The sequence below is a fragment of the Clostridium sp. MB05 genome, from assembly GCF_046581255.1.
GTDB lineage: Bacteria > Bacillota > Clostridia > Clostridiales > Clostridiaceae > Clostridium.
Genome location: NZ_CP174370.1, coordinates 464792 through 478144 on the forward strand (window position 1 = coordinate 464792; position 13353 = coordinate 478144).

The following is a 13353-nucleotide window of genomic DNA, read 5'->3' on the forward strand; positions in this document are numbered from 1 at the left end:
AAAAATATGTCTATAATAACCATATTAAATTTTCTTGACATATATTTATATAAAATATAGAATATTATCAAAAAGATAAATAAATTTTAAATAAAGTTAAAAAGTACACTTTAAATTGGTCCTGTGAGGCCAGAAAGGGAGTATATAATTATGTTATATTTATATTTACAAAATAATTGCATAGCTATGTCAGTAAGGACGTTTTCTAATGCTGATATTAAGTATATAAGGATAGTAGGGAGAAAATATAGTTAAATTTCTCCTTAGTATCCTTTTATTTTTAGATAAGTAGAGCTTTTGTAAAGTGTATTTTTAGCTAAACATATTTAATTTTGAGGAGGGCTAAATATGAAAGCAAAACTAATATTAGAGAATGGCATGACTTTTGAAGGTAAAGCCTTTGGACACTTAAAAGACAGTATAGGAGAAGTAGTATTTACTACAGGAATGACAGGCTATCAAGAGGTTTTAACAGACCCATCATATTATGGACAAATAGTTACAATGACTTATCCTCTTATAGGAAACTATGGAATCAACTTAGAGGATATGGAATCAAAATCCCCTAAGGTTAAAGGGTTTATAGTTAGAGAAAAATGTAATTTTCCAAATAACTTTAGATGTGAAATGGACCTTGAAAATTACTTAAAGCAAAATAAGATAATTGGATTAGAGGGCATAGATACTAGAGCATTAACAAAGGTATTAAGGAATTATGGAACTATGAAAGGGATGATTTCTTTAGAAGAGGTTACTTTAGAAGATGTAAAAGAAAGAATAACTTCTTTTTCAAATAAAGACGCTGTTAGTATAGTAAGCACTAAAGAAAAGTATTCAATAGAAGGTGAAGGAAAACATGTCGCAATAGTTGACTTTGGAATAAAAGAAAATATAATAAGAAATTTCAAAAATAGAGGCTGTAAATTAACAGTTTTTCCTATGAATGTAACAGCAGAAGAAATCTTAGAAGTAAATCCAGACTTAGTGTTTTTATCAAATGGACCAGGGGATCCAGAGGACTTAGGAGATGTAATAGAAAATATTAAGAAATTAGTAGGAAATAAACCTATAGTAGGTATATGTTTAGGACACCAGCTTTTAGCATTAACTTTAGGTGGTAAAACTACTAAATTGAAGTTTGGTCACAGAGGATGTAACCATCCAGTTAAAGATTTAGAAGAAAATAAAGTTCATATTACATCACAAAATCATGGATATGTAGTAGAGACTCTACCAAATGATGTTGTAGCGACACATTTAAATATAAATGATGGAACAATTGAAGGAATGAAGCATGCAACACTTCCAATATTCTCAGTTCAATTTCATCCAGAAGCTGCAGCGGGCCCAAAGGATAGCGAATATATATTTGATAAATTTATGAAATATGCATTATAGGAGGATTTAAGATATGCCATTAAATAAAGAGATAAAAAAAGTTTTAGTTATAGGATCAGGTCCAATAGTTATAGGTCAAGCTGCAGAGTTTGATTATTCAGGAACTCAAGCTTGCCAAGCACTTAAAGAGGAAGGAATAGAAGTAGTTTTAGTTAATTCAAACCCAGCGACTATTATGACTGATGCAGAAATTGCTGACAAGATATATATAGAACCATTAACTGTAGAATTTTTAGAAAAAGTTATAGATAAGGAAAGACCAGATAGTTTACTTACAGGAATGGGAGGTCAAACAGGACTTAACCTTGCAGTAGATTTACATGAAGCAGGAATACTTGAAAAGTATAATGTAAAAGTAATTGGTACATCTATTCAATCAATAAAAGAAGGCGAAGATAGAGAGCTTTTTAGAAATATGATGAATAGAATAAATGAACCAGTTATACAAAGTGAAATCATAACTGAAATGGAAGCAGGAGTAGCGTATGCTTCAATTATAGGATATCCAGTAATAGTTAGACCGGCTTATACGCTAGGGGGAACAGGTGGCGGAATAGCTGAAAATGAAGCAGAGCTTAGAGAAATATTAGCTTCAGGATTACAATTAAGTACAATAGGACAAGTTCTTTTAGAAAAGTCAGTTAAGGGATGGAAAGAAGTAGAGTACGAAGTTATGAGAGACTCTTATGGAAACTGCATAACTGTATGTAACATGGAAAACATAGACCCAGTTGGAATACATACAGGAGATAGTATAGTAGTAGCACCATCGCAAACTTTATCAGATAAAGAATACCAAATGCTTAGAACATCAGCAATAAATATAATAAATGCAGTAGGAATAGAAGGTGGATGTAACGTACAGTTTGCATTAAATCCAAATTCATTTGAGTATGCAGTAATAGAAATAAATCCAAGAGTTTCAAGATCATCAGCTCTTGCATCTAAGGCAACAGGATATCCAATAGCAAAACTTGCAGCTAAAATAGCTTTAGGTTATGGATTAGATGAAATAAAAAATGCTGTAACTCAAAAAACATATGCTTGTTTTGAGCCAACATTAGATTACGTAGTAGTTAAAATTCCAAAATGGCCTTTTGATAAGTTCTTTACTGCTGATAGAGCCTTAGGAACTAAGATGATGGCAACTGGAGAAATAATGGCTATAGGCGCAAACCTAGAAGCAGCACTATTAAAAGGAGTAAGAAGCTTAGAAATAGGAAAGTATTCTTTAGATCATCCAAAGTTTAAAGAATTAAGCATCCAAGAATTAAAATCAATAGTAGTTAAGCCAGACGATGAAAGATTATTTGCTTTATCAGAAATGATAAGAAGAGATTATAGAATCGAAAGTATAGCAAAAATTACAGGAATAGATATATTCTTCTTAGAAAAGTTTAAATGGATTGTTGAGGAAGAAACAAGATTAAAGTTAAGTAAGATAGAAGATTTAGATAAAGAATGGTTATTAAATTTAAAGAAAAAAGGATTCTCAGATAAAGCTATAGCAGATATGCTTAGAGTTAGTCCAGATGATGTATATAGATTAAGAAGCATTTGGAACATAAAGCCTGCATATAAGATGGTTGATACTTGTGGAGGAGAATTTGAAGCTTTATCACCATATTATTACTCAACATATGAGCAATTTGACGAAGTAGAAGTATCAGATAAAAAGAAGGTAATAGTTATAGGATCAGGTCCTATTAGAATAGGACAAGGAATAGAGTTTGACTATGCTTCAGTTCACTGTGTAATGGCATTAAAGAAGATGGGAATTGAAACTATAATAGTAAATAATAACCCAGAAACAGTGAGTACTGATTTTAATATTTCAGATAAGCTATACTTTGAACCACTAACAGAGGAAGATGTATTAAACATAATAGAAAAAGAAAATCCATATGGAGTTATACTTCAATTTGGTGGTCAAACAGCTATTAAGCTTGCTAATTTCTTAAAGGAAAAAGGAATTAAAACTTTAGGAACTACAGCAGATCAAATAGATATGGCTGAAGATAGAGAAAAATTTGATGCTTTATTAGAGGAGTTAGCAATTGACAGACCAAAAGGTAAGGGAGTTTGGACTATAGAAGAAGGATTAGAAGAAGCGAGAAGATTAGGATTCCCAGTACTAGTAAGACCTTCATATGTTTTAGGTGGTCAAGGGATGGAAATAACTTTTGATGAAGAAGAATTAACATACTATCTAAAAAATGCATTTATAAAAGATAGAAAAAATCCTATATTAGTAGATAAATACTTAATGGGCAGAGAAATTGAAGTAGATGCAATATCAGATGGAGAAGAAATACTAATACCTGGAGTAATGGAACACTTAGAAAGAGCAGGAGTTCACTCTGGAGACTCAGTTACAATGTACCCAAGTCAAAATATTAGTGATGATATAAAAGATAAGGTTTTAGATTACACAAAAAAATTAGCAGTAGCTATAGGAATTAAGGGTATGATAAATATTCAGTTCATCGAATTTGAAGGAGAGCTTTATATAATAGAAGTAAATCCAAGAGCTTCAAGAACAGTTCCATACATTAGCAAGGTAAGTAAGGTGCCAATAGTAGATTTAGCTACTAAGGTAATGATTGGTAATAAATTAAGAGATTTAGGATACGGTGTTGATATATATCCAGAACCAGAATTAGTATCAGTTAAGGTTCCTGTATTCTCAACTCAAAAATTACCTAAGGTTGAAGTGTCATTAGGACCAGAAATGAAATCTACGGGAGAAGTTTTAGGTGTAGGTAGAGACGTATTAGAAGCACTTTATAAAGGTTTTGTAGGTGGAAGTATGTATCCTTCAAATAGAAAGGGTAAAATATTAGCAACTATAAACAAGCATGATAAAGAAGAATTTTTACCAATAGCTGAAATGTTATCAGATGTAGGATATAAATTTGTAGCAACAAAAGGAACAGCTAAGCTATTAAGAGATGCAGGAATAGATGCTGAAGAAGTTAGAAAGCTAAATGAAGAAACTCCAAATATACTGGATATGGTTAAGAATAAAGAGGTAGATTTAGTAGTTAATACACCTACAAAGGGAAATGACTCTAAGAGAGATGGATTCTTAATTAGAAGAGCTGCTGTGGAGCGTAATATAGGGGTTATAACAGCTTTAGATACTTTAAAAGCAATAGCTGAGGTTAAAGTAGCTGGAATTGATAAAAAGGACTTAGAAGTATTTAATATAGTAGAATAGTTAAAAGGTGGTGAATTTATTCACCACTTTTTTGTGTAAAATTATTATGAAATTAGTATCATAATTACAAAAAATAAAAATTTCGAAATTTATATAGAAAGTTTTCTACAAGTATTGACATAAAACGTACGTTCGTATAATATGATTATAGAACTTATGTTTGGTTGGAGGGTAATTATGAATAATGATATTTTTGTAAAATTAAATTATAAGACAATGGGAGAATTTAAGAGCTTAATTATAGATAGACAGCATATAGATAAAGAAAGTGCAAAGTACTTAATGTGCACAGGAAAATATGATAAAAATGGATGGACTTTTATATTCAAAGCAAATAGTATAAAAGAAGCTGAAGATTTTATAAATAATAATTCATTAAGAGCAAAAAGAAATAGTATTAAAAATGTTTTAAATAATAATATAACTATGATAGATAGAGAAAAAGTTCATATACAAGCATGGATATAAAAAATAAGGCAGAGTAAAACCTCTACCTTAATATGATTTTGATATGTTTTTTTCTACACCACATATAACTAAAGATAATTCATCTATTAAACTTATAGTAACTCCTTCTTTATCCTTTAGACTACTTTTTACTATTTTAACATTTGGTCTTAAAGGGAAATTACGGAAGGTTTGTTGAACTACACCTAAATCGCCATTACTTAATCTAATGACCGTTCCATTTGGAAATGGAACAATGACTCTAGAAAATACTTTAACCATTTCGAAATCAAATATTGTGTTAGCGTGACTCATTATATACTCTAGTGCATCACTAGCGCACATAGGTTGAATATAATATTTCTCAGATGTTAATGTGTCATACACATCAGCAATTGAAACTATTCTAGCTAATTTATTTATTTGATTTCCAATTAAGCCTTTAGGGTAGCCTAAACCATCGATTCTTTCGTGATGTTGTAAAATTATTATTTTACTATCATTATGCAAAAAATCTTTATCTTTTAAATAACAATAACCTTTTTCACAGTGACTTTTCATTAACTCAAATTCATCATAAGTCAAAGGATCTTCCTTGGCTACAATTTCTTTTTCTATAAAGGCCTTACCTATATCATGCAACAATGCTCCAATGCATAAATTTAAAAGCTCATCTCTATTTAGATTTAAACTTATTCCAACAACTAATGATATAAGAGCAACATTTATAGAATGCGAATAAGTATTTAAATGTAAGTTTTTAATATCTACTAAATAATATATTACGTTTTCATTAGATAAAATACTGTTTAAAAGATCCTCAGCCAGTAGGTGAATAGATTTTAAATAAGAATCATCCTTTTCTGAATCAGCTTTTATGGAATCTATGCAACTAACATTATCAAAGGTGCTTTTTATTAGTTCTGAAGCCTTTTTTCTAAGTTCCGGTTTTATTATATTTTCTATTTCGTAATTACTTACATCATCAATAACATATAATGAAGTTATACTTAAGCTTCTGAGCTTTTTTATTAAACTATTCGTTAGTACAGATCCTGAATTTAATAAAACTCTTCCTTCAATATCATATAGAGTTTTACTAAGGTATGAATTAGCCCTAATACTTTCTAAAGGAATAAGCCTCATATTTTACACCTCTATTTTATATTTGTATATATTATATCAATTTTAGTGATATAATACTAGCATTTACATAATGATGTTACTGCATAAAAAAAAGTTAAGCAGTGAGCTTAACTTTTTTTATATTTATATATCCAATAAATTTTTTGTATAGTTATCATAAAGGTTTCTTAAATTTTTCATTTTATCATCTAGTTCAAGATATAAATCAGAAGCTAAAGAGTAGTTTTCATTAGCTAAGGATTCTTTTATACGAGAGAATAAGCTTTTATTTGTATAAGTATCCTTCATTATATAGTGTCTTAGATCATTTATAGTCATCCAATTTGATACATCTAAATCTAAAGCAGCATTAGAATGAAGTTTTTTAAAGTTCCGGATTTCAGATGAGTGGTTTAATATAACTCTATGAATTATGTCAGTCATCCATCTTTGAATTATAGCAAGCTTAAAGCTATTTATTAGTTTATCACTAAAAACATCATTTCTTTTTAATATATTTAACTTTTCACGATATTTATCTAATTGAAGTAAATTCTCATATACAGTAGCAGGTGCCTTACCAAAGTATTCATTTCTTTCCTCATCAGAATAGAATTCAAATACATCTTCCTCACTTCTATAAGCTCTAGATTTTTCTAGGTATTTAGCTTCTTCACCAGGTTTTTTAGATAATTCAGCTAAAAGTTCTTCTTCCGTTCTATCATTTTCAAGAGCATACATTATTCCATCAAGCATTGCCATATATGACACTGAAAGAGCAAGGTAAATATTTGTATGAGGATTAGGTGATCTAAGCTCAAATCTAGTTGCCAATGGGTTCATTAAATCTCTTATTAAACCTATTAATATAGTTCTATTTCTTGAAGGGTTATCAGGAGATACCCCAAGTGATGTTACTATACATATAGGAGCTTCAAAACCAGGCTTTAATCTTTTAAAGGCCCCATTAGTACAAGAAATAAATGGGTTCATAATTTCATAATTTTTTAATACTCCCATTATTGCTCCATAACCTATGCAGCTTAAGAAATCCTCCTTAGTCGCATGGAATAGGTTTATTCTCTTTCCATCCTTAAGTTTTAAACTAACTCCTAGGTGAATATGCATACCTGATCCTGCAACATCATCTATAGGTTTTGCTTTGAATGTAACATCTAATCCATGTCTTCTAAATGTTTCTTGAATAAGGATTTTAACAAATATTTCATTATCAGCAGCTTGAATAGCATCACTATACTTCCAGTCAACTTCAAGTTGCTCCATTATATGATTAAATTGTCCATTAGCATCAAGTTTGGATTTAACTCCACCAACTTCTTTATGACCCATTTCAGGTTCAAATCCGTATTCTTCCATAAGCAATAAGGTTTCTTCAAGAGCAGTTCTTACGGCTCCTTTAGTTCTAGTCCAATATTGTTCTTGTAATACTTGAGATGTAGATAGCTCCTCAATATGTGCTTTTTCATTTGGAGTATTAACCCAAAATTCCAATTCTGAAGCTGAAGTAATTACGATTTGATCAATATCATCAAATTTAATTTTAAATGGTTTCAAAGTTTCTGGTTTATTTTTAAAGATATCTAAAAGAGTTGATTTAAAGGTGTTTACTACTGAAGTAAGGGTGTTTCTTGAACATACTGCTTTATTATTATGAATTAGAAATGAAGGGATTCTAAGAGTACCAACAGGCTTGTTAGTAGAAGTGTCAATGTGATCGAAATTATAGTCAACAAACCAATTAGCATTAAGATCTGCAACCATATCTACTTTTGCATCATTTAGTGTTGCGATTCCAGGAAGTACAACTGAAGAACCATCCGTTTGAATTGCAACTCCGTTTAAAAATGAGTCAATGTCGTCTAAAAATAATCTTGCAGGAATTTTTTCGTCGGTATCGTTACCTGATAAATCTATTCCAACAATAGATACAAATTTTATTTCAGGATGGTCTTTAAAGATTTTAAATAAGTCTTCTTTATTGTGTTTTGATTTGGGAATTGTAAAAATTAAATCTTTCATAAAAAGCTTCCTTGCCGAAATATAACAAGGAAAATTCACTTCCTTTCTGTTTTAATTCGAATATTCAACTGGTATAGACATCATAACATTCGTGAATTTCTTTAATTTATAAAGAAATTCTATTATATACACCGTATGATGTCAATAATTAATTTTATAAAGTGAGCAAAAATATTTCACTAAAAATAGAAAGAGAAATAGAGAGAGTTTTATGTTTAAAACTCTCTCTATTTCATTTATATTTTATTTAAAGAAATATTTTTAATTGAACTTTTTATTATTTCATCTGGATATCCTAAAAATTCTAATAATTTTATAGCATTGCCTGTATTACAAATACCTTCTTTTAGTTTAAAATCAAAAACCAAGCCTTCTTTTTTATCAACATTCTCACAGAAGTAATACCTTAAATACTTATCATCGCAAGTTTCAGCTAATTCTAAATCATGGGTTGCAACAATTGAAAGTGCATTTCTATTCATAATATATTTTAATATTTGCTTAGATGTTGCAATTCTTTCAATTGGATTTGTTCCTTTAAAAATTTCATCAATTATACAAAATGCAGGGATTTCATCTTCTAATGAATTTAGAATTCTAAGCACTGCATTACATTCTTCTAAATAGTAGCTAGTCCCTGATAAAACATCATCAGAAATACTAAGAGAAGACATTACTCTAAAGAAAGATGCTTTATATTCATCACATAAGCATGTATAAATAGATTGAGATAGTAGTATATTTAAGGCTAAAGTTCTCATAAATGTAGATTTACCTGACATATTAGAGCCAGTTAAAATTACCCCTTTTTTATTTAGATATATACTATTAGGCACTCCCTTCTCTAATAAAGGGTGAAGTGCATTTTTTACTTCAAAAAATCTATCTTCATTATTTACAAATGTAGGTAAACAATAATTTTTAACTCTACTTCTATATGAAGCTATAGAAATATAAGCTTCTATTTTTCCAACAAGTGCATAAATTTCTATTAAAGATTGTCTATTTTCTTTTATTATATTGATTATAGAGTAATAAGATCTTATTTTAGTTAAAAATAATGCATTTATAGTTTCAAGAAATATATCTAGTTCCCCTTGGGTATATATAAATAATGTTTTTCTATCTATTTTTGAAAAAGGAGCTAATTTTTCCTTTATTATATTTATATCTTCATTTAATGCAGAATCTTCTATTTTACATAGTTCTTTAGCAGTCCTAATAAAATTTCCTAAGTACTGAAGAGAGGTAAGCTCGTATTCTATTTCAGAAGCTGTCTTCATTGAAATTAACATGTACATAACAAATATACCAAAAAACATTGCAATCTTATCAGAGCCATCAATTAAAAACCAAATTAATACTGCAACAGCAGATAAGGCTATAAAATTGTACAATAATATTTTTAATCTATTAACAATTGCATCAGTATTAAATAGGTTGAAAATTTCACCTTTTTTTTGCCTTCCTAAGTTAGAGTATATTTGCTGAATATTACCCCTTAAATTTTTGTCATTTTTAAGTTTTTCGATTATTTTATTTCTTTTTTCTAATTCTTCTATATTTGTTTTAGGAGTTCTTAAGATGTAATATAACATTTGCTCACCAGGAGTAGATGAGCAGATACTTATATTTTTTATTAATTCATCTATATTTAAATCATGAGCTGTTTGATCATCTATATTATGAAAGTTAGACTCATTTAATGATTCTGGGCCGTATTCATCATAGAATTTATGTATTTTTTTAAAATCAAATTTAGCATCATAAGCATCTGGCCAAGAAGAAATTAAATAGTTTATTTCTTGCATCTTTTTTAACTTGTCAAAAAGTTTAGAGGATATGAGTACAAATATAATAAATAATATTATTCCTATTTGATATATTCGTCCACCTAAAAGAGACCCCATATTAAATGTAAAGTAAATTGTAAGTATCGATAAGAATATAAAAAAGTAAGTAAAAAGCCTGTAAATTAATAAATTTTTTTTCAAAATACCACCCCTATTACATAATTTGTATATTTTATTATAATATAACATAAAGCTAAAAAATAGATTTATAAGAATAATTTATTAATATTGACACCATACAAGTAACATTATAAATTTATGGACTTATACTAAAGAAAGGTATAAAATAAATTATAGAATTAAAGAAAATGGAGTGAGAGAGTTGGACAACAAAAATAGGCCAATAGGTTTTTTTGATTCAGGATTAGGCGGATTAAGTGTAATGAAAGAGGCAATAAAAATAATGCCTAATGAAAACTATATATATTTTGGAGATTCTAAAAATGTACCTTATGGTATGAAAAGTGTAGATGAAGTTAGAGATTTAACTTTTAAGGCAGTAGAATTTCTATTAAGTAAAGGGGTAAAGGGAATAGCAATTGCTTGCAACACAGCAACTAGTGCAGCTGTAGCCGACTTAAGAAAAGTATATCCAGATTTACCTTTAGTGGGGATAGAGCCTGCTTTAAAGCCAGCAGTTGAGTTAAATAATGAAGGAAATATATTAATTATGGCAACTGCAATGACGTTAAAAGAAGAGAAATTTAATAGATTAATGAATAAATACAGTGATAGATCATCTATAGTTCCTGTTCCATGTCCTGGACTCATGGAATTTATTGAAGAAGGTAAACTTGAAGGAGAAGAGGTTGAAGAGTACCTATTTAATAAGATAAATACATACAATAAGGGAAAGATAGCTTCTATTGTTTTAGGGTGCACACATTATCCATTTATAAAAGAAAGCTTAATTAAAGTTATAGGTAGTGATATTACTATAATAGATGGAAGTTTAGGAACAGTAAAAGAATTAAGACGAAGACTAAATGATAAAGGTTTATTAACAGGGTCCAATAAAAAGGGATCTATAGAAATTATTAATTCATCTAACAAAATAGAAGTTATAGAGTTAAGTAAAGAATTATTAGGTATATAATTAAATTGAGCTTAGAGGATTAAAGATCTTCTAAGCTTAATTTTTTATAAAAATATTTGTTAAATTGTTGACAAAAAATAGGTAAGTTGATATATTATAGTAAAGGGTAAATTTTCAGAAAATTCAAAAAAGTGAAACGGAGGTATATTTATGGAAATTAAAATAAAAGAGGTATTTGGAGCAAATATGACTATAGAAGATGCTATTTTATTAAGAGAAATGATTAGGAATAATATAAACCTAGGTGTATCTCTTGATTTTGAGGGATTTAATAGAATTCCAACAACTTTTTTAAACTTGTTACTTGGAGACTTAATAAATAAGTTTGGAAGAGAACTTATTTTTAAACAAATAGATGTTAAAAATTTATCAAATAATACGGATTATTATAGAGTGGTACTAGGAACTACTTTTCAATAAAGCATAGAGAAATCTATGCTTTTTCTATTAAATAATATATAATTACCATAAGAAATAATTTAGTATTATAATATGATTTTGAATTCATAAATCAAAATATGATAATACTAATAAAAAATTAAATTTTGAAGGGAGATTTATTATGAAAAATCCAATAGTAACTATAAACATGGAAAATGGAGGAGTTATAAAAGCAGAATTATATCCGGAAATAGCACCAAATACAGTAAGAAATTTTATAGATTTAATTAACAGAGGTTTTTATGATGGAATTATATTTCATAGAGTAATACCAGGTTTTATGATACAAGGAGGCTGCCCAGAAGGTACTGGAATAGGAGGCCCTGGATATAGCATTAAGGGAGAGTTTAGTAGAAATGGCTTTAAGAATGATTTAAAGCATTCAAGAGGAGTACTTTCAATGGCTAGAACTATGATACCTGATTCAGCTGGAAGTCAAATCTTTATAATGGTTCAAGATTCACCACACTTAGATGGACAATATGCCTCTTTTGGAAAAGTTATAGAGGGAATGGAAGTTGCAGATAAGATAGTAAGCTCAAAAAGAGATTATAGTGATAGACCATACGAAGATCAAAAAATGCTAAAGGTAACAGTAGATACTTTTGGTGAAACTTATGATGCACCAGAAATAATAGAAGATTAATAAAGGGTTATTAGGAGGGGTTATAGTTATATGCTTGATAATAATAAGTGTATTTTAGCTTATAATATTCCAGAAAAAGAGTTAAATATATTAAAGGAAGAAGGATTTAAATTAATAGTTATTTCACATGACATGGTAGAAATGACTATTAGGGATATATTAAATGGATTAAAGTTTGAAACATTTAATCAAAATATAAGAATGGAATCTGTTATTCTTTTCAATAATTTTTCAGATGATGAACTTAACAAAACCATAAAAAGTATTAGACAAAAATTTAAAGGCGGAATATTAGCTACAGTAACACCAACTTCAATGGAGTGGAAATTTAATTATTTAGTTGAACACTTAGTTGAAGAAAGGGAATGGTATTTAAAACATCAGAAGGGAAGATCTCAAAATGAGTAGAGTTGGGGAAAAGATAAAAGAGGCAAGACTTAAAAGTGGTATGAGTCAAAAGATGCTAGCAAAAAAGCTAGGTGTAGCAGAGAAGTTTATAAATGAAGTTGAATTAGGGAGAAAGGTAGCTCAAGAGTCTTTTATAGATAAGGCAGCAAAAGTATTAAATACTGATTTTAATGATGTAAGTATGGTTGTTACAGATGAGGCTTTATTAGAAGAGAGAAAAGCTATAAAAGAATCATTAGCTAAAAAAACTAAGAACAAAATTGAAAATGATGAGGTTTGGACTAATGCTTTTTCATCAGTATTAAAGAATGTTCTTATTTTTGATTATTCACTTCAAAATAAAAAAGGATTTAAGGAATTGCCTATACATTCTAATAAAATAGAAGGTCATCCTCAAGATAAGGTTTTATACTTAGAAATTCAGGATGATGAAATGTCTGGGTTTAGAATTTTAAAAGGTGATTTAGCATTTGCTTATTTAGTTAAAGAAATAAGTAATAATGGAATATTTTTAGTTGAGTACAAAGGTAAAAGAGCTATAAGACAAATAAAGAGTCTAGGAAATTCAAAAATCCTATTAGTAAGCAATGGAGGAAGTTTATTAACAGAAACTATGGAGCTTAAGGAAGTAACTGTACTGGCTAAATTAGAAAAGTTAGAGATATCATTATAAAAGATA

At 28.7% G+C, this 13353-nt stretch carries 11 protein-coding genes; 8 read left to right on the top strand and 3 right to left on the bottom strand.

Going from position 1 to position 13353, the window contains the following annotated elements; all coding sequences use genetic code 11:
• Window positions 1–348 precede the first annotated feature (348 nt).
• The 3 genes from ACH36K_RS02305 to ACH36K_RS02315 all read left to right on the top strand — a co-directional run bounded on the left by ACH36K_RS02305 (window position 349) and on the right by ACH36K_RS02315 (window position 5086).
• Window positions 349–1398 (top strand): carbamoyl phosphate synthase small subunit, encoded by a 1050-nt coding sequence (locus ACH36K_RS02305; RefSeq protein WP_411169393.1) that lies wholly within the window; start codon window positions 349–351, stop codon window positions 1396–1398.
• 13 nt (window positions 1399–1411) lie between these two features.
• Window positions 1412–4618 carry a carbamoyl-phosphate synthase large subunit gene (gene carB, locus ACH36K_RS02310; protein WP_411169394.1) on the top strand — a complete coding sequence of 1069 codons (3207 nt, stop codon included), beginning with the start codon at window positions 1412–1414 and terminating at the stop codon, window positions 4616–4618.
• 177 nt (window positions 4619–4795) lie between these two features.
• A complete protein-coding gene (locus ACH36K_RS02315; RefSeq protein ID WP_411169395.1) occupies window positions 4796–5086 on the top strand; it encodes a hypothetical protein in 291 nt (96 codons plus the stop codon).
• A gap of 27 nt (window positions 5087–5113) precedes the next feature.
• On the opposite strand, the gene ACH36K_RS02320 is transcribed toward ACH36K_RS02315, so the two are convergent.
• From ACH36K_RS02320 to ACH36K_RS02330, 3 genes are all read right to left on the bottom strand, one after another.
• Window positions 5114–6211, bottom strand: coding sequence for an HD-GYP domain-containing protein (locus ACH36K_RS02320; RefSeq protein ID WP_411169396.1), 1098 nt, complete (start codon window positions 6209–6211; stop codon window positions 5114–5116).
• A 123-nt stretch (window positions 6212–6334) separates the two neighbouring features.
• Window positions 6335–8230 carry a glutamine synthetase gene (locus ACH36K_RS02325; RefSeq protein ID WP_411169397.1) on the bottom strand — a complete coding sequence of 632 codons (1896 nt, stop codon included), beginning with the start codon at window positions 8228–8230 and terminating at the stop codon, window positions 6335–6337.
• 236 nt (window positions 8231–8466) lie between these two features.
• Window positions 8467–10224 (bottom strand): MutS-related protein, encoded by a 1758-nt coding sequence (locus tag ACH36K_RS02330; RefSeq protein ID WP_411169398.1) that lies wholly within the window; start codon window positions 10222–10224, stop codon window positions 8467–8469.
• Between the two features lie 181 nt (window positions 10225–10405).
• On the opposite strand from ACH36K_RS02330, the gene murI reads away from it, so the two are divergent.
• From murI to ACH36K_RS02355, 5 genes are all read left to right on the top strand, one after another.
• Complete coding sequence (gene murI / locus ACH36K_RS02335; protein ID WP_411169399.1) at window positions 10406–11179, top strand: glutamate racemase; 774 nt, start codon at window positions 10406–10408, stop codon at window positions 11177–11179.
• A gap of 150 nt (window positions 11180–11329) precedes the next feature.
• The gene (locus ACH36K_RS02340; protein WP_411169400.1) at window positions 11330–11599 is read left to right on the top strand and encodes an STAS-like domain-containing protein; all 270 of its coding nucleotides are present in this window, start codon (window positions 11330–11332) and stop codon (window positions 11597–11599) included.
• 142 nt (window positions 11600–11741) lie between these two features.
• Entirely contained in the window at window positions 11742–12266 is a 525-nt protein-coding gene (locus ACH36K_RS02345; RefSeq protein ID WP_411169401.1) for a peptidylprolyl isomerase, read from the top strand.
• Between the two features lie 30 nt (window positions 12267–12296).
• On the top strand, window positions 12297–12674 hold the full coding sequence (locus tag ACH36K_RS02350) for a DUF3783 domain-containing protein (RefSeq protein ID WP_411169402.1): 378 nt from the start codon (window positions 12297–12299) through the stop codon (window positions 12672–12674).
• Window positions 12667–13347 (top strand): helix-turn-helix domain-containing protein, encoded by a 681-nt coding sequence (locus ACH36K_RS02355; RefSeq protein WP_411169403.1) that lies wholly within the window; start codon window positions 12667–12669, stop codon window positions 13345–13347. Before ACH36K_RS02350 ends, ACH36K_RS02355 begins: the two co-directional genes overlap by 8 nt.
• The last annotated feature ends 6 nt before the right edge of the window (window positions 13348–13353 follow it).

What these genes read in the sequence shown, in the direction of transcription:
- ACH36K_RS02305 (WP_411169393.1), top strand. Translation starts at nt 349, where the DNA reads ATGAAAGCAAAACTAATATTAGAGAATGGCATGACTTTTGAAGGTAAA.
- carB (WP_411169394.1), top strand. Translation starts at nt 1,412, where the DNA reads ATGCCATTAAATAAAGAGATAAAAAAAGTTTTAGTTATAGGATCAGGT.
- ACH36K_RS02315 (WP_411169395.1), top strand. Translation starts at nt 4,796, where the DNA reads ATGAATAATGATATTTTTGTAAAATTAAATTATAAGACAATGGGAGAA.
- ACH36K_RS02320 (WP_411169396.1), bottom strand. Translation starts at nt 6,211, where the DNA reads ATGAGGCTTATTCCTTTAGAAAGTATTAGGGCTAATTCATACCTTAGT.
- ACH36K_RS02325 (WP_411169397.1), bottom strand. Translation starts at nt 8,230, where the DNA reads ATGAAAGATTTAATTTTTACAATTCCCAAATCAAAACACAATAAAGAA.
- ACH36K_RS02340 (WP_411169400.1), top strand. Translation starts at nt 11,330, where the DNA reads ATGGAAATTAAAATAAAAGAGGTATTTGGAGCAAATATGACTATAGAA.
- ACH36K_RS02345 (WP_411169401.1), top strand. Translation starts at nt 11,742, where the DNA reads ATGAAAAATCCAATAGTAACTATAAACATGGAAAATGGAGGAGTTATA.
- ACH36K_RS02350 (WP_411169402.1), top strand. Translation starts at nt 12,297, where the DNA reads ATGCTTGATAATAATAAGTGTATTTTAGCTTATAATATTCCAGAAAAA.
- ACH36K_RS02355 (WP_411169403.1), top strand. Translation starts at nt 12,667, where the DNA reads ATGAGTAGAGTTGGGGAAAAGATAAAAGAGGCAAGACTTAAAAGTGGT.